At 67.1% G+C, this 24,494-nt stretch carries 20 protein-coding genes; 4 read left to right on the forward strand and 16 right to left on the reverse strand.

What is annotated here, in order from left to right:
• Positions 1–11: 11 nt before the first annotated feature.
• The 11 genes from ASD42_RS18460 to infA all read right to left on the reverse strand — a co-directional run bounded on the left by ASD42_RS18460 (position 12) and on the right by infA (position 8,373).
• The gene (locus ASD42_RS18460) at positions 12–962 is read right to left on the reverse strand and encodes a nitrilase-related carbon-nitrogen hydrolase (protein ID WP_056818285.1); all 951 of its coding nucleotides are present in this window, start codon (positions 960–962) and stop codon (positions 12–14) included.
• A gap of 254 nt (positions 963–1,216) precedes the next feature.
• Entirely contained in the window at positions 1,217–2,167 is a 951-nt protein-coding gene (locus tag ASD42_RS18465; RefSeq protein WP_056818287.1) for a helix-turn-helix domain-containing protein, read from the reverse strand.
• Positions 2,168–2,415: 248 nt separating this feature from the next.
• A complete protein-coding gene (locus tag ASD42_RS18470) occupies positions 2,416–3,390 on the reverse strand; it encodes a helix-turn-helix domain-containing protein (RefSeq protein ID WP_056818289.1) in 975 nt (324 codons plus the stop codon).
• Positions 3,391–3,695: 305 nt separating this feature from the next.
• Complete coding sequence (truA, locus tag ASD42_RS18475; RefSeq protein ID WP_063057019.1) at positions 3,696–4,517, reverse strand: tRNA pseudouridine(38-40) synthase TruA; 822 nt, start codon at positions 4,515–4,517, stop codon at positions 3,696–3,698.
• Positions 4,518–4,599: 82 nt separating this feature from the next.
• Positions 4,600–5,115 (reverse strand): 50S ribosomal protein L17, encoded by a 516-nt coding sequence (rplQ, locus tag ASD42_RS18480; protein ID WP_056818291.1) that lies wholly within the window; start codon positions 5,113–5,115, stop codon positions 4,600–4,602.
• Between the two features lie 21 nt (positions 5,116–5,136).
• Entirely contained in the window at positions 5,137–6,195 is a 1,059-nt protein-coding gene (locus tag ASD42_RS18485) for a DNA-directed RNA polymerase subunit alpha (protein ID WP_056818293.1), read from the reverse strand.
• Between the two features lie 91 nt (positions 6,196–6,286).
• On the reverse strand, positions 6,287–6,892 hold the full coding sequence (gene rpsD / locus ASD42_RS18490; protein WP_056818294.1) for a 30S ribosomal protein S4: 606 nt from the start codon (positions 6,890–6,892) through the stop codon (positions 6,287–6,289).
• Positions 6,893–6,916: 24 nt separating this feature from the next.
• Entirely contained in the window at positions 6,917–7,330 is a 414-nt protein-coding gene (gene rpsK, locus ASD42_RS18495) for a 30S ribosomal protein S11 (protein ID WP_019045110.1), read from the reverse strand.
• A 9-nt stretch (positions 7,331–7,339) separates the two neighbouring features.
• A complete protein-coding gene (rpsM, locus tag ASD42_RS18500; protein WP_056818296.1) occupies positions 7,340–7,711 on the reverse strand; it encodes a 30S ribosomal protein S13 in 372 nt (123 codons plus the stop codon).
• A 181-nt stretch (positions 7,712–7,892) separates the two neighbouring features.
• A complete protein-coding gene (gene rpmJ / locus ASD42_RS18505; protein WP_056818299.1) occupies positions 7,893–8,006 on the reverse strand; it encodes a 50S ribosomal protein L36 in 114 nt (37 codons plus the stop codon).
• A 145-nt stretch (positions 8,007–8,151) separates the two neighbouring features.
• Complete coding sequence (gene infA / locus ASD42_RS18510) at positions 8,152–8,373, reverse strand: translation initiation factor IF-1 (RefSeq protein WP_003418601.1); 222 nt, start codon at positions 8,371–8,373, stop codon at positions 8,152–8,154.
• A 320-nt stretch (positions 8,374–8,693) separates the two neighbouring features.
• Here infA and ASD42_RS35335 point away from each other — a divergent pair, with 320 nt between their 5' ends.
• The gene (locus tag ASD42_RS35335; protein WP_235569677.1) at positions 8,694–11,828 is read left to right on the forward strand and encodes a MinD/ParA family ATP-binding protein; all 3,135 of its coding nucleotides are present in this window, start codon (positions 8,694–8,696) and stop codon (positions 11,826–11,828) included.
• A gap of 50 nt (positions 11,829–11,878) precedes the next feature.
• On the opposite strand, the gene ASD42_RS18520 is transcribed toward ASD42_RS35335, so the two are convergent.
• Positions 11,879–12,361 carry a DUF4254 domain-containing protein gene (locus ASD42_RS18520; RefSeq protein WP_235569678.1) on the reverse strand — a complete coding sequence of 161 codons (483 nt, stop codon included), beginning with the start codon at positions 12,359–12,361 and terminating at the stop codon, positions 11,879–11,881.
• 191 nt (positions 12,362–12,552) lie between these two features.
• On the opposite strand from ASD42_RS18520, the gene ASD42_RS18525 reads away from it, so the two are divergent.
• On the forward strand, positions 12,553–13,362 hold the full coding sequence (locus ASD42_RS18525) for a GntR family transcriptional regulator (RefSeq protein ID WP_235569680.1): 810 nt from the start codon (positions 12,553–12,555) through the stop codon (positions 13,360–13,362).
• Entirely contained in the window at positions 13,359–13,955 is a 597-nt protein-coding gene (locus tag ASD42_RS18530) for a GNAT family N-acetyltransferase (protein ID WP_056818305.1), read from the forward strand. Before ASD42_RS18525 ends, ASD42_RS18530 begins: the two co-directional genes overlap by 4 nt.
• A gap of 11 nt (positions 13,956–13,966) precedes the next feature.
• On the opposite strand, the gene eccCa is transcribed toward ASD42_RS18530, so the two are convergent.
• Genes eccCa through eccD form a run of 3 tightly spaced genes read right to left on the reverse strand, consistent with a single transcriptional unit; the run spans position 13,967 to position 20,903 of the window.
• The gene (gene eccCa / locus ASD42_RS18535; RefSeq protein ID WP_056818307.1) at positions 13,967–18,028 is read right to left on the reverse strand and encodes a type VII secretion protein EccCa; all 4,062 of its coding nucleotides are present in this window, start codon (positions 18,026–18,028) and stop codon (positions 13,967–13,969) included.
• An 8-nt stretch (positions 18,029–18,036) separates the two neighbouring features.
• Positions 18,037–19,446, reverse strand: coding sequence for a type VII secretion-associated serine protease mycosin (gene mycP / locus ASD42_RS18540; RefSeq protein ID WP_056818309.1), 1,410 nt, complete (start codon positions 19,444–19,446; stop codon positions 18,037–18,039).
• The gene (gene eccD, locus ASD42_RS18545) at positions 19,443–20,903 is read right to left on the reverse strand and encodes a type VII secretion integral membrane protein EccD (RefSeq protein WP_268793535.1); all 1,461 of its coding nucleotides are present in this window, start codon (positions 20,901–20,903) and stop codon (positions 19,443–19,445) included. Before eccD ends, mycP begins: the two co-directional genes overlap by 4 nt.
• 158 nt (positions 20,904–21,061) lie before the next feature.
• Here eccD and eccA point away from each other — a divergent pair, with 158 nt between their 5' ends.
• The gene (eccA, locus tag ASD42_RS18550) at positions 21,062–22,888 is read left to right on the forward strand and encodes a type VII secretion AAA-ATPase EccA (RefSeq protein WP_056819248.1); all 1,827 of its coding nucleotides are present in this window, start codon (positions 21,062–21,064) and stop codon (positions 22,886–22,888) included.
• A 7-nt stretch (positions 22,889–22,895) separates the two neighbouring features.
• Here the strand turns inward: eccA and eccB are convergent, their stop codons facing one another.
• A complete protein-coding gene (gene eccB, locus ASD42_RS18555; RefSeq protein WP_056818313.1) occupies positions 22,896–24,401 on the reverse strand; it encodes a type VII secretion protein EccB in 1,506 nt (501 codons plus the stop codon).
• Between the last annotated feature and the right edge of the window lie 93 nt (positions 24,402–24,494).

Here is a 24,494-nt window from a genome sequence, read left to right on the forward strand (position 1 = left end):
CAGGCAGGTATCTATGCCCGCGCAGGCTGGACCCGCACCGGCTCACGCCGAATGATCCGACCGCTCGACACCCGGAGAGGCTGCGAGCGCTCAGCGCGCGGCACAGCCGCTGTGGCCGTGCGCAAACTACGACTGAGATCCAACTCGGCGTAGAGCAGTCCCTCCTCCCCTTCGGCCAGCGGCGCGGCGAGTTCGAGCCCACCGGGTCCGAAGATCCGCGAGACCCCGCCACCGCCGCGGAGCAGACGCCGCTCGGGTGTGCGCGCGTCGACGACCTCCCAGCCGGCCACGGGCACGACCGCGACGGGCGCGATGACGTAGGTGGACCCATCCATCGCGTAGCGGACGCTGGCAGCCGTATTGAGATCGGGCCCCCATTCCTTGCCCTCGCCGTAGTACACGGTGAAGCCCGACCACGCCGAGACGTGGATCTGTTCGCGCTGATCGTGCAGCTGTCCGCGCAGGTCGGCACGAAGATGATCGGCTCCGCCGAGCACCCCGATCCGGCCGTGCACAGTGTCACGGACCAGTGGTCTCCCGCCTGGAGAGCCGCTGAAGACAGTGCGTTCGAGTCCGGTCGGTTCGGCCTTGCGAGCGACGGCGATAATGCCGTCGGCATCGATCAGGGCCTGGGACATGAAGACCTCGCGTCCGTCCCGCTCGGCGAAGCCGATCGAGACGTGAACGCCGGTGCGGCGGGCCGCGTACGCGATGGCGCGCAGTTCAGGGCCGTCGGCGGTCACCGCGTTGGCCAGGTACCTGGCCAGGAATTCCTCACCCCAATCCACCGAATTGAGCCACATCCACCACGGGAATCCGGGCAGGAAGGTCTCCGGGAAAGCGATTAGTTGCGCACCGCCGCGTTCAGCCATCTCGATGCATTCGATTGTTTGTTCGACTCCGGCGGACAAATTCAACCACTTCGGCTCGGCTTGCACCGCTGCCACACGTATCCGACTCATCGTGCCCCCTTGTCGCTCAACCCAGTGAAGAGTGTTCAATTCACCCTCTCGCAGAATGGCGCCGCACAAACTGTCATCCCGTGCCAGTCGACTGACCCTCCGTGCCAATTCTTTGATTGCTGTCGATGCACTCGGTCGAACGGAAGCCATCGTAGCCGTAAATGAGCCATGCCGAGGACACCGAAGTGTCGACCATTCTTTCGGTGTGGGCAGATCGAATTCAGTCGCTGTCGGACATGCGGTAATACGGTTGATCAGACGGACAACGAACTCGATGCGATCATGCGAAATTCGCCGGGAGTCATCCCCGTCTCCAACCGGAAGGCACGGAAGAAGTGGCGTTCGGAGGCGAAACCGGACGCGATCGCGACGGTCGCCGTCGCCCGATTGGGGTGGCGAACCAGCAGTGTGCGCGCGCATTCCACCCGCATGCGCCGCAGCACGGCACTCAGCCCGTCTTCCACATCACCGAACAGCCGATACAGCGTTCGGCGCGACACCAGACAGGCACGCGCGATGTCATCGATCGTCAGGCTCGGGTCGGCGCACCGGGCCCGCATGAAGGCGAGTACCTGCTCGCGGGTCAATGCCTGCGCCGGCTCACCCGACGGGATTTCCCCCGAGGCCAGTCGGACCGCGGACGCGAGCAGTTTGACCCCGTTGTCGGCCAGCACGGCCGCGTGACCAGGGGCGCTCTGCTGAATGCGGGCCAAATCGCGAAAGAAGCCGGCGACCACCCCGCCCGCACTGTCGGCGCTGACCGTCACCGCGGTCGGCAACGGGAAACAATCGGAACCCAGTTGTCGGCGCAGGACCTCGAGCGGTGTCTGTACGACGACCTGCGCCCACGAACCGCGCAGATCCCAGTGATACGGACGCGAGGTGTCGTAGAAGACCATCTCGCCGGGGCGCACCAACGCAACTCGATCGTCTTGGTAGAGCAGCCCGGAGCCTTCGGTCAGAATGGAGACCAAGAGGAATTCGCCATCGGTCTTCGCGATTCCGCGCCGGGTGCGGCGAATCCGCTGGGCGCTCGCGCTGACCGTCGACAGTTCGAAGCCTGGCTGGCTGCTGCGCTCGATCCGGCCGTGGAAGGCGTCCTCACCGGTCGGGTCGACCAGCAGCGGGACATAACTCTCCGAGAGCAGCGACTCCCATTCGGCGAACGATTCGCTAACCCCGGCATGGGACTGCGCGAACTGCATGGCAGCACCTCGCTTCCTATCCGAATCGAACAGCAAACACCTGGCGTCGCACGGTCATCGGGCTCGCCCAGCGCCGAGCCTGCCAGATCAACCGTTCAGTTTCCATCTAATGTTTCCGAATGGGATGATTCGCCGACATCGAAAAGGCGTCTAGCACTGCCGATTCCAGCGAATATCCATGACGAGTCTTTCATAGTGAAACCCCCATGTGAGACACATCACCATGCGCCGCATGGCCGTTCGGAACCTCAGAAATGGGTGCTGGAACGAGCTACTACTCGGTATTCACGCGGTGTCATGCCCGTCGCCGTCCGGAACGCGCGGTAGAACTGTCGCTCAGTGGCGAATCCCGACGCCGTCGCCACTGCCGCTACCGAATGGAAATCGGGCGCCGCCAGCAACACCTGTGCACGCTCCAAGCGCATTCCGCGCAGTACTCCCCCGAGCCCGCCCTCGAATTCCGCGACCACCCGGTAGAGCGTGCGCCGCGATACCCCGCACGCGTCCGCGATCCGCTCGATTGTCAAGCCGGGGTCGGTGAAGTTGGCGCGCAGATAGTCCAGCACCTGCTGCCCGTTCACAGCCTCGATCTGGGCCCTGCCAGGTTGCCCACCCGACGCGATCGTGGCCGCGGCGCCGAGAAGGTCGATCCCGCTACTCGCGAGCACTGCCGCGGATTCCGGATCGACGCGGTGCAACTCGGCGACCTGCCGGAAGAACCTGGCCAGCATCGGCCCGACGCCGCTGTCTCCGATCACCATCCCCGCAGGCAGGACGTCGGCACGAACCCCCAGATAGTCGACGACCTGCTGGCGGGGCACGCGAATGGTGAGATCCTCGATCATGCCCTCGGAGCGCCACCGAATCGGCTGTGCGGTGTCGTAGAAGATCATCGCGCCCGGCGTCAGCTCGACGCGATTTCCCGCGTGCTCCACCTGAGCGCGGCCGGCGAGTACCACGCTACCGATGACATGAAAATCGTCGGCTCTGGCAATATGCCGTCGCGTCCGTCGCAATTCGTGGCCGTCGGCAACCACAGTGCCAACGGCGATATCTCCGAAGTCAGCCGATCTGATTCGACCCTCGAACGGGCGCGGCACGGTGGGTGAGATCGACACTTCGGTGAGCGCGCGGGTGACCAACTGTTCCCAGTGCTCGAACGCATCCGACGCCGCGATCTGCGCGGTCGAGCAGATCTCGGGAAAACCCTCGAATGCTGTCATCGTCGGATTCCGCTATTCCACCGCGACTATCGGGACGCAGGCATCTGATACGACCGCTTCCCGTTCATCGAATGAGGCCGGGGAGGCTTCCATAGTCCGCACCTATTTCTATCGCCGTACCAACACTCGAGAGAAACCTAGCATCGTCACCGAAAAACACACTGCCAACGTGCACGGGCCTACCGCAATCGGGCAGTGCCACAAGGAAGTTGCGCAATTCTCAGGCTGTCGACATCACGTCGAAACGATATAAAATCGCCATTCGAATTGTCGAGTGTCACAAATTCGGGGACACGACACAGGGATCAGTCGCCACAGCAACCTTCATCGGGTACCGGAACCGTTCTGGTTTCCCGGGTTTGGATGTTGCGCGCGGCGAGCTCGGCGTCGGCGGGGTAGTCGACGGCGATGAGGCTCAGGCCGTGAGCAGGGGCGACTGTGACCGAGCTGGATCGTTCGGTTTCGGCGAGAAGGGTTTTGGTCCATTCAGGGGTGCGGCGACCTTCACCGACCGCGAGGACGGCGCCGACGAGGCTGCGGACCATCGACCAGCAGAAGGCGTCGGCGCTCACGTAGGCGGTGAGCAGGTCGCCGTCGCGTTCCCAATCGAAACGCTGGAGTTCGCGGATGGTGGTGGCGCCCTCGCGTCGGCGGCAGAACGCGGCGAAGTTGTGCAGGCCCAACAGGTTTCGTGAAGCGGCGCGCATGGCATCGAGGTCGACGCCGGGCTTGCACGGCACCACACCGCGCGCCTGCAACGGTTGCGCGCCGTAGGGGGCGGTGGTGAGCCGGTAGGCGTAGTGGCGGCGCATCGCGGAGAAGCGGGCGTCGAATTCGGCGGGAGCGGTGCGGATTTCGGTGATCCGCACGTCCTTGGGCAGGAACTTGGCCATGCGGTACAGCAACTTGTCGGCGTCGAATTCGGACTCCGTGTCGAAGTGCGCGACCTGCCCCTCGGCGTGCACGCCCGCGTCGGTGCGCCCGGCGACCGTCAGCTGCAGCGGCTCACGCAGCACCTTCGACAGCGACTCCTCGAGCACACCCTGCACCGTGCGCAACCCCGGCTGGCGTGCCCAGCCGGTGAAATCGGTGCCGTCGTAACTGATCCCGAGCCGCACCCGAGTCATGCCATCCTCCTGATTTCGCGCACGGAAAAGAACCGAGCCCGCCACCCACGAAGGGTGACGGGCTCGGCAGAACTCCTGAGAATCAGGCGTCCTTCTTGTCCTCGGTGGCCTCGTCGGCGGCCGGGGCATCAGCCACGGTCTCGTCGGCGACGGTCTCGTCGACGACCTCAGCGGCCGGAGCCTCTTCGGTCTTCTGCGAAGCGGCGACACGACGGGCCCGATCGGCCTCGTTGGTCACGGTCTTCTCGCGGACGAGCTCGATGATGGCCATCGGCGCGTTGTCACCCTTGCGCGGCAGCGCCTTGGTGATACGCGTGTAGCCACCCTCGCGACCCTCGAACGAGGGGCCGATGTCGGCGAACAGGACGTGGACGACGTCCTTGTTGCGGATGTCCTTCATGACCTCACGACGGTCGGCAAGGCTGCCGGCCTTCGCCTTGGTGATGATCTTCTCGGCGTAGGGACGCACCGCCTTGGCCTTGGCCTCGGTGGTCGTGATCCGACCGTGCTCGAAAAGCGCCGTGGCCAGGTTGGCGAAAATCGCCTTCTGGTGCGACGCCGAGCCGCCGAACCGGCGGCCCTTCTTGGGCTTGGGCATTGTGGGTTTCTCCTGGGCGTATTAAAGCTGTTCGGTTTCGGCGTAGTCCTGCTCGCCGCCGTCGGTATCACTGAACGTGCCGCTGTCGCTCCACGTTCCGGTGCTCGCGTCGTAACCCACCACGGAGGACGGGTCGAACGACGCCGGGCTGTCCTTGAGCGAGAGGCCGAGCGTGTGCAGCTTGACCTTCACCTCGTCGATGGACTTCTGGCCGAAGTTACGGATGTCGAGCAGGTCCGACTCGGTGCGGGCAACGAGCTCGCCCACCGTGTGCACACCCTCGCGCTTGAGGCAGTTGTAGGACCGGACGGTGAGGTCCAGGTCCTCGATCGGCAGACCGAACGAGGCGATGTGATCTGCCTCGGCCGGGCTGGGGCCGATCTCGATGCCCTCGGCTTCGACGTTGAGCTCACGGGCCAGGCCGAAGAGCTCGACCAGGGTCTTACCCGCCGAAGCGAGCGCGTCCCGGGCCGTGATGGAGTTCTTGGTCTCCACGTCGAGGATGAGACGGTCGAAGTCGGTGCGCTGCTCGACACGGGTGGCCTCGACCTTGTAGGTCACCTTGAGCACCGGGGAGTAGATCGAATCCACCGGGATCCGGCCGATTTCCGCGCCGGTCGCCTTGTTCTGCACGGCGGGCACGTAACCGCGACCCCGCTCGACGACGAGCTCGATCTCGAGCTTGCCCTTGTCGTTCAGGGTGGCGATGTGCATGTCCGGGTTGTGCACGATGACGCCGGCGGGCGGGACGATGTCACCGGCGGTGACGGTGCCCGGGCCCTGCTTACGCACGTACATGGTGACCGGCTCGTCCTCTTCGGAGGACACGACCAGACCCTTGAGGTTCAGGATGATGTCGGTGACATCTTCCTTCACGCCGGGAACGGTGGTGAACTCGTGCAGGACGCCGTCGATGCGGATGCTCGTGACCGCGGCCCCCGGGATGGAAGACAGCAGGGTACGACGCAGCGAGTTGCCGAGGGTGTAACCGAAGCCCGGCTCGAGGGGTTCGATGGTGAACTTCGAGCGGTTCTCCGCCACAACCTCTTCGGTCAGTGTCGGACGCTGGGAAATCAGCATGAGGATCTACTTCCTGTTCAGGGCATCCGCTATTTGATGCCTCGTCAGTGATTGCGGGGGCCGCTGTGTGAGCAGCCCCCACCAAAAGCGCTTACTTCGAGTAGTACTCGACGATGAGCTGTTCCTGCAGCGGCACATCGATCTGCGCGCGCTCGGGCAGCTGGTGCACCAGGATGCGCAGGCGGCCGGGGACGACCTGCAGCCAACCGGGGACCGGACGGTCGCCGACGGTCTCGCGAGCCACCTGGAACGGCAGCGTCGGGAGCGACTTCTCCTTGACATCGATGATGTCGTACTGGGAGACCTGGAAGCTGGGGACGTTCACGTTCACGCCGTTGACGATGAAGTGACCGTGGCTGACCAGCTGACGGGCCTGACGACGGGTACGAGCCAGACCGGCGCGGTACACGACGTTGTCCAGACGAGCCTCGAGCAGACGGAGCAGGTTGTCGCCGGTCTTACCCTTGAGGCGGTTGGCCTCTTCGTAGTAACGACGGAACTGCTTCTCCATGACGCCGTACGAGAAGCGAGCCTTCTGCTTCTCCTGCAGCTGCATGAGGTACTCGGATTCCTTGATCCGCGCACGGCCGTGCTGGCCGGGCGGGTAAGGACGACGCTCGAACGCCTGGTCGCCTCCGACGAGGTCGACGCGCAGACGACGCGACTTGCGGGTGATGGGGCCTGTATAACGTGCCATTTTGAGCTTTTTCCTTTCCCGCTATTAGACGCGACGCCGCTTGGGCGGACGGCAGCCGTTGTGCGGCTGCGGAGTGACATCGGAGATCGAGCCCACTTCCAGGCCTGCAGCCTGCAGCGAACGGATCGCGGTCTCGCGGCCCGAACCCGGGCCCTTCACGAACACGTCGACCTTCTTGACGCCGTTCTCCTGCGCCTTGCGGGCAGCGTTCTCGGCAGCGAGCTGCGCGGCGAACGGGGTGCTCTTACGCGAACCCTTGAAACCGACGTGACCCGACGACGCCCACGAGATGACATTGCCCTCGGGGTCGGTGATCGAGACGATGGTGTTGTTGAACGTGCTCTTGATGTGCGCGTGGCCGTGCGGGATGTTCTTCTTATCCCGGCGACGCGACTTCTGAGTCTTCTTCGGGCCAGCGGCCCGGCTCTTCGGAGGCATACGCTATCCCTACTTCTTCTTGCCGGCGACGGTCTTCTTCGGACCCTTGCGCGTACGCGCGTTGGTCTTGGTGCGCTGACCACGAACGGGCAGGCCACGACGGTGGCGGATGCCCTGGTAGCAGCCGATCTCGATCTTGCGACGAATATCGGCCTGAACCTCGCGGCGCAGGTCACCTTCGACCTTGTAGTCCGTGCCTTCGATGAAGTCGCGGAGCTTCGACAGGTCGTCGTCGCTGAGATCCTTGGAGCGCAGGTCCGGGCTGACGCCCGTCTCGGCCAGGATCTGGGCGGCGCGGGTGCGCCCGATTCCGAAAATGTAGGTCAGCGCGATCTCCATGCGCTTTTCGCGCGGGAGATCAACGCCCATCAGACGTGCCATGTGGCAGGTTCCTTAATGGTTGCGGAGGTCTGCTCCCCGTCCGTCCCCCCGTCTTCCACAGTGGTGGGGGCACCGGCCTCCGTGCCGGTGGATGGCGCGCACACGTACGTACGCGCTGGAACTGGGAGTGCTTCTTTCGGTCAGTCCGATCAGACGATCGGTGCCCGGTGGTGAGGCTGAATCAGCCCTGACGCTGCTTGTGGCGCAGGTTGTCGCAGATCACCATGACCCGACCGTGACGGCGGATCACCTTGCACTTCTCGCAGATCTTCTTGACGCTCGGATTAACCTTCACGTCAGTCCAATCTTCTATTGGTCCACACAGGTGGTGTGAACACAGTTTTTCCCCAGCCAGAAGACTGGGGAAGTCTGGTGTGCGTCCCGTTGCCGGGACACTGTGCGACGCCGCGCGCCGGTAGGGCTCGCGACGCCGTCAGGCATCACTTGTAGCGGTAGACAATCCGGCCGCGTGAGAGGTCGTACGGCGACAGCTCGACGACCACGCGGTCTTCCGGAAGGATACGAATGTAGTGCTGCCGCATCTTTCCGCTGATGTGCGCGAGAACCTTGTGACCGTTCTCGAGCTCGATCCGGAACATCGCATTGGGCAGCGGCTCGACAACTCGACCCTCGACCTCGATGGCCCCGTCTTTCTTCGCCATATCCTCCGCGATCCCGGTTACGCTCAACCTGAGTTTGGATTACCTCGTGCTGCTCACTCGCAAGGGCCGACAACGAACGGTCGGCATGCATGCGAACAGTCGGCGCATAGGTGCACCGCCGCTCAAGCTTACCGGGCCGGGCGGCCAGAGGCAAAAGTGCCCCGAACCGTACACCTCGACCGGGCCTCGCGCTGAGCTATCAACGGGCCGATCCGGAGCTACGAGGCGGCCACCACCGCGTTGGGGTTGTCGCGTAAACTCACCGACGTCGGAGAAGTGGGTCGATCAGATCGGGGGACCCTGGTGAGCGAGGCGTGCCGGTGAGCCGCAACAACGACAGCCTCCCCATGCTGCCGCCGTGGCTGTCGGAGAGCGACGTCACGCAGGTCGGGTACGAGGCTCCGGTCGAGAACCTGCCCCAGGACGACGAGATCGACGAGGCACCCAAACGCCGCCGCTTCATGAGCCGCGGCGACGATGCGCCGCGCAAGGACAAGGGCAGGCGCCGCCGTAAGGACCGCGAGTCCGAGGAAGAAGCCCCCGCCCAGCAGCACTCCTCGCGCCCAGCCGAGCCTGTCGACCAGCGACGCCCGGCCGAGCCGACCCATCAGTCCAGCTGGTCCGCTCAGCCGCCCGCGAACCCACTGATCCCCGGCCCGTCGCACCAGCAGCCCACCTACGACCAGCCGCCACACCAGCAGTCCGGCTATCCCGGCGAGCAACAGCCGCCCCAGGGTCAGGCCCCGTTCCAGCAGCCGACCCCGTATCAGCAGGCGGGGCAGTACCAGCAGCCCGACCAGCAGGCTGTGCCCGAGCAGCCGAGCGTCGGCCGACAGCCCGCCCCGGACCGTCTGACCGCGCCGACCAGCGCACCGCCGTCATCGATCGATCCAGCGCCGCGGCCGGACGCACATGGTCCGTCGTCCGCCCCTGGTCCGTCGGCAGCGGATCCGGCACCGTGGGCCGTCGGCCAGGCGTCGACGATCAGTCCGGCCCCATGGCAGACGGGTCAGCCGACGGCGGATCCCGCGCCGACTTCCGCCGCCGCGCCCCCGCCGATCCCGCCCGCGCCGTCACCCACCAGCGGGCATGCTCACGCGGGCCCGGAAACAGCCGCACCGACCACCGAGGCGGCGGATCACGCCGCGAACGCACTCCCGACGCGCACGCCGGCACCACCGTCGACCGGCTTCACCCCGCTGGGACCGAACCAGCGGCCCGATCTCCCCCCGCCCCCTCCCCTGCCCGACCCACCCGCACGGCCGACCCAGGCCCCACCACGCCTGACCGTCCCGCCGACCGCCGCCGAATCGCGGCCGGTCACCGCTGACCGGGAAGTGGCGCAGGCAGGCCCCGTGACCTCCCCACCGGCGACGCCTGGTGAAGAAGGCGGGCAACCCACCACACAGTCGACCTCCGCGCGCAGCGAGGCCGAGCAGGCCACACCGCCTCGCCCGGCCACAGAAGTGTCCGAATCATCCACGGCGACAACACCGACTTCCCCCGCGGAGTCGCCTGAATCGCAGACGACCGGTGCGCGTCACACGGCCGGATGGTCGATGCCCGACGAGCAAGCACCCGCGAACACCACTGTCGCCGCCGACAGCGCCGCGCAACCGAGCGTGGTCGAACCACCACAGCCGGAAACCGCACCGCAGCAACACGCAGCGCAGACACCGCAGACACCGCCGACCTCGACGCCCGAACCCTCCTCGGACGCCGGGCATTCGGATGCCCGATCCCCGTACCCCGCAGGCGAATCCGCACCACAGCACGGGTCGCCTTACAGCTCCGGCGAGTCCGTGGCTCCGCAACGGCCGACGGGAACCGAGCAGCGGTCGCCGTACGCGACGGGCGAGAACGCGCTGCCCACGACTTATCCTCCGACGCAATACAACTCCGTGCCCGGCGATCCCACGCCTGCCGTGCCGACGCATGCGCCGGATGGGCGGACCGAGGTCATCCGGTCCGATGATCCCCGGCTGCAGAATCGTGTGCCGAGTGCCGAGCACGGGCAGCCGAACCGGCAGAGCGGTGCCCAAACCGGTTATCGCTCGGGTGAATTCGTGCAAGCGGCCGACGCCGCGTCGCCGTATCCCCGTCCCGACGGCACCCCGGCCCAGCACCAGCAGCCCGATGGTCTGCCCACGTACGGACCCGACGGCGTCGCCCAGCGACCCGACGGTGCGACACCGCAGTATCGACCCGAAGTGGCTCCCGCACAGCAGTATCAACAGCCGAATCAGGGCGCGCAGCAGCAGTTCCCGGCACCGCCGTACCAGCCCGACGGCACACCCGCGCCGTACCAGCAGCAGCCCAACGGCCCGGCCCAGCAGTTCCACCCCGACGGCACGCCTGCCCAGCAGTACAACCAGCCCAACGGCCCCCAGTACCAGCCCGACGGCACCCCGGCGCAGCAGTACCAGCAGCCCAACGCGGCCCCGCAGCAGTACCAGCAGCCGGGCAACTACCAGCAGAGCCAGCAACCGCCCTATGGCCAACCAGGTTGGGGCGCACAGCCACAGGGCTACCAGCCCTCGCTCGACGACGTCCCGGTCAAGCGCGCGAAGAAGGCCCCTGGCAGCGGTTGGCGCAAGGCCGTGCACCACGTGTCCGGCGGTGCGATCAACCCCGGTATGTCCGCGGAGGAACTGCGTCTGCAGGAACTCGTTGCGCGCATTCGCCAACCTGTGCGCGGCGACTACCGCATCGCGGTGCTCTCGCTGAAGGGTGGTGTCGGCAAGACGACCACCACCACCGGCCTCGGCTCGATCTTCGCCTCGATCCGCGGCGATCGAGTCATCGCCGTCGACGCCAACCCCGACTTCGGCACCCTGTCACAGCGCGTGGCCATCCAGACCCGCTCGACCGTGCGCGACCTGCTGCTCGACCCGGCGATCCAGCGCTACTCCGACGTCCGCAGGCACACCTCCCAGGGCTCGAGCCGCCTGGAAGTCCTTGCCAGCGAGCGTGATCCGGCCGCGTCGGAAGCGTTCAACGATGAGGAATACCGGGCCGTAGCCCGCATCCTGCAGCGCTTCTACAACATCATCCTCACCGACTGCGGCACCGGCTTGATGCACTCGGCGATGAGCGGCGTCCTCGACCTCGCCCACTCGCTCGTGCTGATCTCCTCGGCCGCCATCGACGGCGCCCGCAGCGCCGCCGCGACCCTGGACTGGCTGTCGCTGCACGGCCACGACCACCTGGTCCGCAACGCCGTCGTCGTCATCAACCTGCCGCGTGAGGGCTCTCCCAATGTCGGCGTCCAGCAGCTACGCCAGTACTTCCTCTCCCGCTGCCGCGCCGTCCACATCATCCCCTTCGACGAGCACCTCTCCGAGGGCGCCGAAATCGACCTGCACCGACTGCACAAGACCACCAAGCGCGCGTACGTGGAACTGGCGGCGACGGTGGCCGACGAGTTCAGCGTCCACCACCACCGACTCGGCTGACCCGCACGCCCGCGGCCACACCGCGGGCGTGGTGCGGTCGACGCGCCGGCTCACCACTCGGGCAGCCGCCTGCGCCCGGCCAGTACGTCACGCACCAGATCGTCGTAGGCGTCGGCCAGTTCGGCCAGGTGGTGCCACGCGCAGTGCAGCATCTCGTCGTTGGCTGCCCGCGTCATCAGGGCGTGGTGCGCTCGCACAGAAGCCTCGGCCATCCGGTCGATGACCGCGCCGACGGTCTCCGTGTGCAGCGTCGCGCCGAGGCGGTGCTGCGGGATGGCCCGCAGGACCCAGTCGTCGATCGCCAGCACCAGTTCACTACGCCGACAGTCGATTTCGCGCAGGACCGCCGGATCGGTGTCGACCCGGCCGCCGCGCCCGACGATGCGTTTCTCGTGCAGCACGGCCAGATCGCGCGCGAACCACAACAGCGGTCCACCGACCACCCGATGTCCGCGACACGCCCGGACGAGAATGTCGGAGAGGGGTAACGGACCGGTAGCTGCCGGGAGCCCGGCGGTATCGACACTCCGCACTGTGTCAGGGAAAGCCATTACAACTGTTGAACTCTCCGAACCAGCCACGTTGCCTCGCCGTCATCGCCGCAGAGCACCGGATCAGGACGTTCATTACAATAAACCTCGCAAGCTTTCTGTCAAGCATTACTCGGCCGTAGGTAACCGATACGAGTACACTTCGTTACCTGCACGACCTACCGAGGAGCATGATGGCGGACGGTCCGACCTATCTCCGGATCGCGAACCTCCTCCGTGAGGAGATCCGCGCGGGCACATGGAAACCGGGCGACCGGCTACCCAGCCACTCCGAGCTCGCCGATCAGATGCAGGTCTCGATCACCACCTCACGCAATGCGATTCAGGTGCTGGTCGCTGAAAATCTGGTCTACACAGCGACTTCCCGCGGCACCATCGTGCGAAACCAGGAAGTCCTGGAGTCGGTGGTCACCGACCACATCCGTCGCGATCGGCCCCAGTCCTCACACGACATCTTCGAGGAGATCGCGCGCGCGGCCAACCGGGAACCGTCCAAGCAATTCAGCACCAGGATGGAACCCGCGAACACCGAAGTCGCGCGCTGGCTCGGCGTTGCCGCCGACTCCTGGGTGCTGGCCCGCACGGTGGTGCAGTACCTCGACAACGAACCGTGGTCGTGGGAGGTGAGTTTCTACCCCCGCGACCTCGCCGAAGCCGCGGGCATCGATTCCCCACACGACATCCCCGAGGGCACCACCCGCCGCCTGGCCGACCGCGGCTACGGCGAGACCGCCCACCGCGACACCGTGCTGGCCCGCGCCGCCACCGCCGAGGAAGCGGCGGTGCTCGGCGTCGCCACCGGCACCGTCCTGCTCGACCACCTGCGCATCGGCGCCAACCACGAACGCGTCACCCGTGCCACCCGACACCGCTCCCTGGCAGGCCGCAACCAGCTGGCCTACCAGCTCGGCGACACCACGGGCACCGACATCATCGCCCGCACCCTCGGCATCGCTCCTCGGTTGGCCGTCGCGCTGCCATGACGGTGCGCCTGCGCCCGGCCACCCTGGGCGACCTGCCGCTGATCTGCCGCCTGCGCGTGCAGCGCACGTCGTGGCTGACCGCACGCGGGTCGGATCAGTGGACGGTGGCGGGGCGCGGGCGGCCGATCGAGATCTTCGCCGGGGCGGTCGGGCGGGCGCTGGATCGGGGTGAGACGTGGATCGCGGAGATGAACGGTGAGTCGGCCGGGACGATCACGGTCAATCATCGGGCGGATCCGGGTTTGTGGTCGGCGTGGGAGCTGGCCGAGTCGGTGATCGTGCATTTCATGATCGTCGATCTGCGGTTCGCGGGTCTGCGGGTCGGTGATCACCTGCTCGCGCACGCGGCGCACCTGGCAGACCATGAACATCGGCCGTGGGTCCGCCTCGACGCGTGGACCACCAACACCGCGCTCCACAACTATTACCGCCGTGCCGGGTTCGCGCTGGCTCGGGTCGCGGGATCCGGCGCCTCGGGTCCGTCGAAGGCGCTGTTCGAACGACAGACAGGGACGTGGCCGCCCCGGCAGCCGCCGAGGTTCACCGCCACTGGCACGCAGCGGAGGTTCTCGGCGGCCTCGCTTCTGGACTGATCAGCGGTGTTCTATACCGGTGGCAGGTCCGCGATGTGAACCATTTCGATGCCGCGGCTGCGCGAGATCATGGTGCCGCGGCCCGGTGGCAGCTTGCTCGGGCGGACCTCGCCGATGAGTTTTCCTTCGTCGCGCGAGCCACTCATGATCAGCGTCTGCACCGACAGATTCTTCATCGCGCCCAGGATCGGGTCGTAGAGCGCCCGGGAGGCGCCACCGATGCGCCGGGCGGCCACGACGTGCAGACCGATGTCCCTGGCCTGCGGCAAGTACTCGATCAGTGGCGCGAACGGATTGATCGACCCGGTGACGACCATGTCGTAATCGTCGATGACGACATAGATCTCCGGGCCCGACCACCAGCTGCGATCGCGTAGCTGCTGCTGGGTGATGTCGGCGCCGGGGATCCGCTTGGACAGGTAGGTGGCGACTTCGGCGATCATCGGCCCGCAGGTCTGCGACGAGGTGGAGTAGCCGGCCAACTGCTTGCCGTCGAGGACGCCGAGCATGGTGCGCCGGTAGTCGATGAGGATCACCCGCGCCTCGTCGGAGGTGGACTGCTCGGTGATGCCCATGACGATGTTGCGCAGCAGCGTCGTCTTGCCGCATTCCACGTCCGCGAAGGCCATGAAATGTGGCTCGGTCCCGAAATCGAGTACCAGGGGCCGCAATTCGGACTCGTCGAGACCGACGACGACCCTGGTGCCGTTGAGCTCGGTGCCCTGCTCGCGCGCGGTGGCCAGGACCTGCTCACGCGGGAACCGCAGCGGGAGCATGCGTACCTCGGGTGCGCGACGGCCCTGGTAGAGCTCGACGAGACCGTCTTTGGCGCGCGCGACGCCGTCGGCGATGGTGCCGGGGTCGGAATCGGAATCCAAGCGCGGCAACGCGATCAGCAGGTGTAGATGTTCGGCGTTCAGGCCTCGACCCGGCCTGCCGACCGGAACCTGGTGCGCGACACGGCGACCCATCTCGGAGTCGGACGGGTCGCCGAGCCGGAGCTCGATTCTGGTGCCGACCTGGTCCTTGACCACCGGCCTGATCTCGGCCCATCGCGAGGCGCCGATCATCAGGTGGATGCCGAACGACAGACCCTGAGCGGCAATGGCGTTGATCTGCGCTTCGAGGAGGTCGAACTCCTCGCGGATCGCCCCCCAGCCGTCGATCACCAGGAACACATCGCCGAACCGGTCGGCGGCCAACGGATCGTTGGCGGCCGCGGTGGTGCCGTTGATCTGGCGCGCCTCGAACGCGGAGAACTTGCGCCTGCGGAACTCGACCATCGATTCGATGCCGAGCTCGGCGAAACGTTCCTCGCGCTGGCGCATCAGCGTGGTCAGTTCGGCGACGGTGCGGCGCACCCGGTCGCCGTCGAGGCGACCGGCGACCGAGCCGACGTGCGGGATGCCGACCAGACCCGCCATGCTGCCGCCGCCGAAATCCAGGCAGTAGAACTGCACCTGTTCCGGGGTGTGCGTGGCGGCGGCAGCCATGATGATGGTGCGCAGGGTGGTCGACTTGCCCGACTGCGGGCCACCTACGACGGCGGTATTGCCCAGCGCGCCCGCGAGATTGATCGTGAGCACGTCACGGCGCTGTTCGTAGGGCTTGTCGATGACACCGATCGGCATCCACAGCTGACCGTGCCGGTTGACGGGCGAGCGCCAGTCCGGATCGGGCAGCAGCATGTCGGCGGTCGGCGATTCCTCCAGCGGCGGCAACCACACCTCGTGCGCGGGCCTGCCGTGGCCGTTGAGCCGCTTCACGACGACATCGAGCAGCGAATCCGGCACGCCCTCCTCGGCAACAGGAACGGTGGGCGGCGGCGGTGGCAGCTCGGGCCTGCCGCGCACAGCGGTGTCCTCGGCCTCGACCCGTTCCGGTTCGGCGACCTCCACCGGTGCCGCGGTGAAGACCACCGGCCGCTGTCCCGCGACGGGCGCGCCGTCGTCATCGGTGATCGTGCCCGCGGGCGCCACGTACGGCCCCGACACGTAGCTGGCGTTGAACCGAAGCGGCTCGGAGGCATCGCTTTTCAGGTAGCCGGCACCGGGCACGCTCGGCAGGTGGTAGGCGTCGGTGATGCCGAGCACGGCACGGGATTCGTTGGCGGAGAAAGTGCGAAGGCCGATGCGGTAGGAAAGGTGCGATTCCAGGCCACGCAGCTTGTTCTCCTCCAGGCGCTGCGAGGCGAGCAACAGGTGCACGTGGAGCGAGCGGCCGAGTCGGCCGATCATCACGAACAGCTCCGCGAAGTCCGGTTTCTGCGAGAGCAATTCGGAGAACTCGTCGACCACGACGAACAGCGCGGGTAGTGGGTCGAGCGGAACGCCGGCAGCCCTTGCCTTCTCGTAGTCGGTGACGTTGGCGTAGTTGCCCGACGAGCGCAGCAGCTCCTGGCGCCGGTTCATCTCGCCTGCCAGCGCGTCCTTCATGCGGTCGACGAGGGAGAGCTCCTCCTCCAGGTTGGTGATCACGGCCGCGACGTGCGGCAGCGAATCCAGACCGAGGAAGGTGGCGCCACCCTTGAAGTCGACCAGGACCAGGTTCAACGCGTCCGGCGAATGGGTGGTGACCATGGAAAGCACAAGCGTGCGCAGGAATTCCGACTTACCGGAACCGGTAGCACCGATGCACAGCCCGTGCGGGCCCATCCCGTTCTCGGCCGACTCCTTGATGTCGATGTCGACAGGGGTGCCGTCGGGAGTGACGCCGATCGGCACCCGCAGGCGCTCGCGGGCCGTCCGCGGGCGCCACACACGAGCCGGATCGATCTGGGCCGCATCGGGAATGCGCAGCAACGCCATCAAGCCGGGATCGGCGGTGGTGCCCTCGCCGAGGCTGACGATCTGCGCGGCCGTCGCGAGCCGATAGCGCGCCAGGTTGCGGGCGAAGGATTCCGCTTCGGCCAGGCTGACCTCGTCAGCGGTGGCGAACCGCTCCACGCCTGCCGCGCTGCGCGCCGACACCGCGCCGTCGCTGACCACCAGCTGCAGCCCGCGCCGGGCCGCGAGGCCGTCGGCGGGCGCGGTCAGGTCGAGCACGGTGACCGAGTCGAGGCCGGACTCGCTGATGATGCGTTCGTTGCCGCTGATATAGCCGTCATCGATCACGACGACCAGGTGCAGTCGGCCCTGGGTCGGCTGCGGATTGCGCATGAAGCGTCCGCGTTCGAGCAGTTCGACCTGCATCGCCGACTCGAGCTCGCCTAGCGAGGTGTAAAGCATCCTGGACGAGCCGAGTCCGTCGCGCTGGCTCGGATGCTGCAGGTGCGGAAGCCATTTCGTCCAGGCCCAGTGCGCGTCAGGGTCGGCGCAGACGATCGCGACGGCGAGGTGGTCGGGTCCGTGGAAGGTGGCCAGTTCCATCACCATGGCTCGAACGAGCTCGCGGGCCTGCTCGGGATCACCGCCGATATTGATCGCGGGGAACGCGCGCGCCGAGACCGCGGTGGGCAGTTCGTGGACGACGGAGTGGGTGCGTACGAAGCGGCGCAGCGCGACGGTGGAGACCGGTTCGAGGTCTTCGAGCGGGCCGGTTTCCGGCCTGGCCAGTTTGGTGGCGAGCCGATGGCTGCCGACGCCGACACGTACGTGTCCGAAGTCGGGATCGTTGGGGCGGCGCTCCCACATTCTTCGGGTGCCGATCAGCGAGGCCAGATCGGCGGGCTCGGGATGGCTCCAGCCGAGGGTCTCCAGCTGCTTGATACCGGTGCCGCGCACCTCCTTTCGCACCTGGTCCAGGTAGCGGAAGTAGTCCTTGCGTTCCTCGTTGAGCTCGACGGCGCGCTTGGGGCCGCCGCCGCGCATGCCCGCCATCATGCCGACCATCGACATCAGCATCATCATCGGGAACATCATCGACATCGGGTTCGACAGCAGGCTTCGGCCCATCGTCGCCATCATCGCGATCATGCCGACGACCGCGACGACCATGATGACCGGCATCAGCTTCATCATCAGCGGCGACGGGATCGCGCGCTGGATCTCCGGCGGCGGGGTGAGCGCGACTTCACCGCCGGGGGCGCGCGGTGGCGCGATCCGGGGACGTCGGACGAAACCTTCGGTAGCCATCGTTGCCTCTACTCGAAATCCGAATTCAGGTCAGCCCGCCGCGCACGGAATGGAAAGCCGAGTGCGGCACCCATTCCGAGCACAGTGAGCAAGGTCAATGAGCCGATGATCGCCACCTGTCGCGGGCGCGGATCCGGCGCCGCGGGCGCGGCGGGGGCGGCGATCGGGTGGCCGCTGTCGGCGCCGGTGCTCACCGGGTCGGTGGGCAGCGGTGCGGTCAGCGCGGCGAGCGGATCGATCAGTCCGGCCCCGATCGCGTCATCGCGGCCACGCCCCGGCCCGTGTGCGGTGCGGATGATCCGATCGATCACCTGTTGGGCGTTGAGTTCGGGGAACTCGGCGCGCACCAGCGCGGCCAGACCCGCCACATATGGTGCGGCGAAACTGGTTCCGTCGACCGGCTGCACGCCCTGGGCGGTTTGCACGCCATCGACCAGCCCGCCCCCGCCCGGCTTGCTGTCGAGCGAGACGATGTTGCGCCCGATCGCGGCGACCCCGATCCAGGGCCCACGCAGCGACAGCGCCGACGGTGCGCCGTTGGCGTCCACCGATGCCACCGACAGCACGTACGGGGTGAACCACGCCGGAGTCGGGACGGTCGCCACCGCACCCCACCCCGAACCCTGGTTCTGGGTCTGGCACGCACCGCCCTGCTCGACATTGCCCGCGGCGGCGACCACCACCACATTGCGTTCGTAGGCGTACTTCACCGCGGCACCGAGCGCACTGTCCGCGGTATCTGAACCAGCCGCGGTGCAAGCGACTTCGGAGATGTTGATGACCGTAGCGCCCATGTCGACCGCGCGAACGACGGCCGCCGCGAGGGTGAGCACACTGCCGTAGCCGTCGCTGCGCAGCTCACCGGGCGGCTTGTCCGCGCCCTTGCGGTCCTTCGGTTCGTAGGCGAGGCTGAGCTGGCGGATCGAGAGGATCTCGGCCTCCGGCGCCACGCCGACGAAAGCATCGTCGGGCGACGGCCTGGCGGCGATGATGCCCGCGACCAAGGTTCCGTGCCCGTCGCAGTCGACGGTGCCGTCGGTATCGCTGACGTAGTCACCGCCGGACTGCAGGTCGGGCAGGCGATAGTGCCGGTTCACCCCGGTGTCGATGACGGCGACCTTTTGCCCGGCGCCGCGGCTGAACTGCCACGCCGCGGGCAGGTCGAGCACCTGCTGCGCGATCGGCGGCTCGCTCGGCGCGCTCCCGCGCAGCACCGGCTCGGCGCACAGCTCACGCTGTTCGGTGGGTTCCAGCGGGGCAGGTCGGACGCTGAGCGCCACCGCCGCGTCGAGCGCGCCCGCGTCGACCTTCGGTGGGGCGATCGCTACCGCGGGTGCGGGAGCCCCGGCCACCGCCGCGAGAATCGCCACGGCACTGGCAGACCGAATCAGGGTGCGCCACCAGGATATCCGGGTCATATGTTGCGAGCGGCCGAGTACACGTCCATGACCCACAACGCCAACGGGATCATCGTGATGATGAGCAGGTATTCGAAGATCTCGACCATCCGCCTCGTCACCGGCGTCACCTCGACGTGCGGGCCGACCACTCCGAAACCGACCACTCCGAGTGCGATGACCAGCAGCATCGCGATCGCGCCGAATTCGAGCGAACCGTGCCCGAGACCGAGACCGAAGACCACGGCGATCAGCGTCAGCGCACCGCCGGCGATCAGCGTCGCCGCCTGGCCGAGATCGGCGAAGGAGCGGCCACGCAGACACAGGATGATCGCTGTGACCACCGCCAACGCGACCCCGCCCGAATGCATCGGACCGAATGGGTTCACCGTGCCGAACGCACCGAGACCCGCGGTGGCCGCGCAGGCGGCGACCAGGCCGGTCTGGATCTGGTTGGCCACCCGCGCCCGTTCGCCGAGCCCGGCGGCCGAGGGCAGGGCGATCGCACCGATCGCGCCGATGCCCTCGATGGTCGGGCGCTGTTCGTGGTCGGCCGGGTCGATCGCGCCGCCCGCGGTCGGCACCGGCGGAATGGGCAGACGTGCGGTCACCGCGGCCAACCGCGGTACCGAGGACAGCAGCACGATCCCGGCGATCAGTACACCGGCGAACAGCTTCGGCGGCGCGGGCTCCCAGATCAGCGACACCGTCGCCGACCCCGCCGCGATCACACTCATCGTGATCGCCGCGGCGAACAGCCCGGCACCGATCCCGGTGACCCGATGACCCACGATCGCGGCGACGAGCAACACCACACTGCCGAGCAGGACATGCGCGGCGCCGAGTGCGCCCGGCACGAGCAACGCGCCGCCCCCGAACAGCAACAGCAACGCGTCCAGCGACAACCAGTTCCCGGTGATCGGGTCGAGGTATTTGCGTGCCGCGATCCCGGCCACGGCCGAGGTGAAGATCCCGGCGACGAGCAACACCAACGCCGGGACGAGCGGGTCGCCCGAAGCACGCGAGACGACCAGCAGCGCCAGTGCGGCAAGGATGGCGACGGTGGCGAGCACCAGTCCGGTCCAGCGCGCCGCCGAACCGGACCAACCGCGGAATTCGCCCGCGGTGAGCCGGGAGACGGCGTCGATCACATCATCGAACAGCGCGGGCGATTCCTTGCGCGTCACCGGGCTCAACACCAGCAGCTCGCCGTCGTAGACCTCGGCCTCGGTGAGCGTACGGTTCGGTGCGAGCGGGTCCTTTCCGAGTCGCGCGAGCGTCCAGTGCTGGGCGCGCACCGGCGCCGAATCCTCGTCGCCGTCGGGCAACCGGGGGTCACGCGAGCGGATCAGCGACACCAGATCGCCGATGAATCCGGCGATCGGCACAGTGGCAGGCAGTCCGATGTCGAGCTGCGTGTCACCCCCGATCACCGAGACACGGCATAGTTCGGGTTCATTGCCTAACAACGTCGACACCAGTGATGAACTCTCAGTCGTAGCTGACTACTTCCGTTGCAACCACCCGGCAGCGTTACCTAATCTAACGGACAGGGCAAGCCGGCGCGATCGTAGCTTCGTCGCCAGGGTTGAACGTAATGCACACACCAGACGAAGATTTCGGGGTCCGACACCACATGCCAGACATTCGCCAAGCCCAGCGTGCCTTCGACGCAGGTGTTCTGTCGCTCGGCCTGTCCATCGATGGCCAGGAGTCCGCGCGCGACAACGAGTACGCCAAACTGGCATTTCAGCGCGCCACCGAATGGGACCCGTCGATGTGCGACGCGTGGCTCGGCCGCGCCGCCGCCGGCGAGGTAACCAACGAAGTGCTGTTCAATCTGCACCGCACCAGCCTGGATTCGCTCGGGCGCGAACAACGCAGGCTCGGCCTCGCGCCGCGCGCGATGGCGGGTCGATTCCTGCCCGGTCTCTACATCGACTACCCGCTCGCCGGGCTCACCGAGATCTGGTTGGCTTGGGCCGCTCGCCAGATCGAGGACCAGAACTACGACCAGGCGGAGAAGGTGCTCGACGAACTCGCCGCCCTGCGCAGGGGTCGCGCCGAGGACCCGGACAAGCAGATCGACGACCGGATCAGCACCTACATTCGTGGTGTCCTGCACTACAACACGCAGCGCTGGTCGGACGTGATGACCGTGCTCGCCGGCTCCGCCGAGTGGACAGATCCGTTCCTGGCCACCGGCGCCCACGTGATGGTCGGCACCGCGTGCGCCCAGCTCGGCCTGTTCGGTGAGGCGATCCGACGGATGGAAGCGGCTGAGGCAGGGCCGATTCCGTCGGCGCGGTTCACCGCCATGTACAACCGCGGGCTGTGCCTGCGCGAGGCGGGCAACGAAACCGAGGCCCAGGCACTGTTCGAGCAGGTCTACTCACAGCTGCCCGACTTCACCGCGAACACCACGGCCATGCGTGACCGCACCTTCCGGATCGTGGTCACCAGCCGCGAATCCATCGACGCCAGAACGAACAAGTGGGATCCGACCTCGGCGCCGACCATGGCGCAGATGGACCAGGCCGATGCCGCGGACCGCGCCAAGACCGTGCTCGCGGCGGCCCGCGCCGAACTCGACAAGCAGGTCGGCCTCGCCTCGGTGAAGAACCAGGTCGCCAAGCTGCAGTCCTCGGCACAGCTGGCCAAGATCCGCGCCGGGAAGGGCCTGTCGAGCCAATCCCGTGGCCAGCACCTGGCTTTCACCGGACCGCCGGGAACCGGCAAGACCACCATCGCCAGGGTGGTCGCCAAGATCTATTGCGGGGTCGGGCTGTTGAAGACCGACAAGGTGGTCGAGGCCAAGCGCGTCGACTTCGTCAGCCAGAACCTCGGTGGCACCGCGATCAAATCCGAGAAGCTGATCGACAGCGCGATGGACGGTGTGCTGTTCATCGACGAGGCCTACACGTTGATCCAGACCGGCCTGTCCGGTGGTGACGCGTTCGGCCGCGAAGCTGTCGACACGCTGCTGGCCAGGATGGAGAACGACCGCGATCGGCTCGTCGTCATCATCGCGGGCTACGACGGCGAGATCGATCGACTGCTGACCGCCAACGACGGTCTGGCGTCGCGTTTTTCGAAGCGCCTGCAGTTCCCGTCCTACACCCCGGAAGAGCTCGGGCAGATCGGCGAGATCATCGCGGGCAGCCGAGACTCCCAGCTCTCCGAGGCGGCGCTGGCCGCCCTGATCGAATCGTGCGAGTACCTCTACAACCTGGAGAGCACCGACCAGAGCGGGCAGCCGCGTCGCGGTGTCGACCTCGCGGGCAACGGCCGTTTCATCCGCAACGTCATCGAGGCGGCCGAGGAGGAACGCGAGTTCCGGCTGGCCAACGATATCGACGTCGATCTGTCCGAGATCGACGACGACGTGCTGATGCGCGTCGAGGAATCCGATATGCGGACGGCGTTGGATGCCATCCTCGCCACCCTGAACGTGGGCCGCTAGCGCGGAGTCACTTGACGGCGGGCAGCGAATCGAAGCTGGTCAGTGCGTCTTTGGCCGACAGGGTCGGTCCGGGAACCAGCTGACCGACGATCGCCCACGGTGCCAGCCGCGGCTTGTCACCCAGGCCGAGAACGGCGGCGGTCGCGGCATCCGGCACACCGTAGCGAACCCCGTTGTCGGCCACGTAGAACAGGGACTCGCGGCGGGGGCTACCCGGCTCGGTACCGGTGACCTGGATGAACTCACCGGAGCCCGGTGCCAGGTACACCGCGTCCATTCGGTCGCCGGTGCCATCGGCACTCGACAGCACGACCGGGTCGGCGGAAGCCGCCAACGGCAGCTCGGCGCCGGTCAGCAGTGTGCGGGCGGCCCGCTCCGCGGGCCCGTCGACGGATTTACCCTGCGCGACAGCGGCTCCCGGCGTCTTCGACCAGCTGATACAGGCCACCGGCGCGTCCTCGGCGCTGAGCAGGCGCGGCTTGTGCTCGGGAAACTCGTCGGTTGGCAGAACGTGCACCACCGGCATCCGGTCGAGGGCGTCCGGCGCGACGACGGCGATCTCACGCATCCCGCGCGAGTCGGCGTTGCGCACCAGTTGCGCGGTGAACTCCGAGACCGGCTGCACACCGTCGGCCAGCACCACATACAAGGTTTCCTGGCCGTCTCGGTCTGTGCCCGGCACCGAGATGATCCCGCCTACCGGCACATTCGACAGCTTGCCCGGCCCCGGAGCGCCCGCCTGCGGAATCGTCGGCACCACCAGCGGCGGCCCCTCGGTGGTCGCACCGAGGAATCCGGTGCCCATCGGTCGAGGCTTCTGGCCCGACAGGCCGAGGGTCCGCGCGATCACCGAATCGGCCGGGTCGATCGCGGCCCTGACGCCCTGGTACACCAGGTAGGTCTTGTCGCCGCGCCGCACCAGCAGTGCGTCATCGGCGCGTGCCGCCCCGATCCGATCGTTCAGTGCGGGCTTGCCGACCAAGGTGGTGGTGAGCCCACCCGTCGCGCCCGAAGCGCTGCCGCTGGCGGAGAGCTGGGTGGTCTCACACAGCGTCCAATCCGAGCTCGCGCCCTGATCGGAACCGGGCAGGGCCGCCGGTGCCCCGGGGATGCCGAGCATCGGTCCGCGCGGCATGGCATCGAGCTTGTCGTCCTTGACCGCGTTCGGCGCTTCGGCGGTACCGGCGATCAGCCGGGCCGAGGCCAGATTCAACACCGGGTGCAGTGTTTTCGTGCCGTCCTTGGCCGCCACGACCACATACATCGCGCCGCTCTGTTTTCCGGTGACGATCAGCGAGTCACCGATCGCGCCCTGCGGCTTCAGGAAACCGAGAATGGCGGCGCCCGCGACGACGATCAGCCCGAGCACCGCGCCCACCCACATGGACCGGCTCTGCGAACGCATCGGATCGTGCAACATCCGCACGTCACGCCGGATCAGCGCATGGTCGAGCCTGCGCAGGAGGAACCGATAACCGTTGACCTGGGCCTTGGTTGTCAGCTGTGCCGGCACACGTTCTCCATTGCTGCGATGATCACGTTCTCGTTCGACACGGTACCGTAATTCCAGAATTGCCTTTCACCATGATTCGACGTATGCCAGCCA

Source organism: Nocardia sp. Root136 (assembly GCF_001427185.1).
GTDB lineage: Bacteria > Actinomycetota > Actinomycetes > Mycobacteriales > Mycobacteriaceae > Nocardia > Nocardia salmonicida.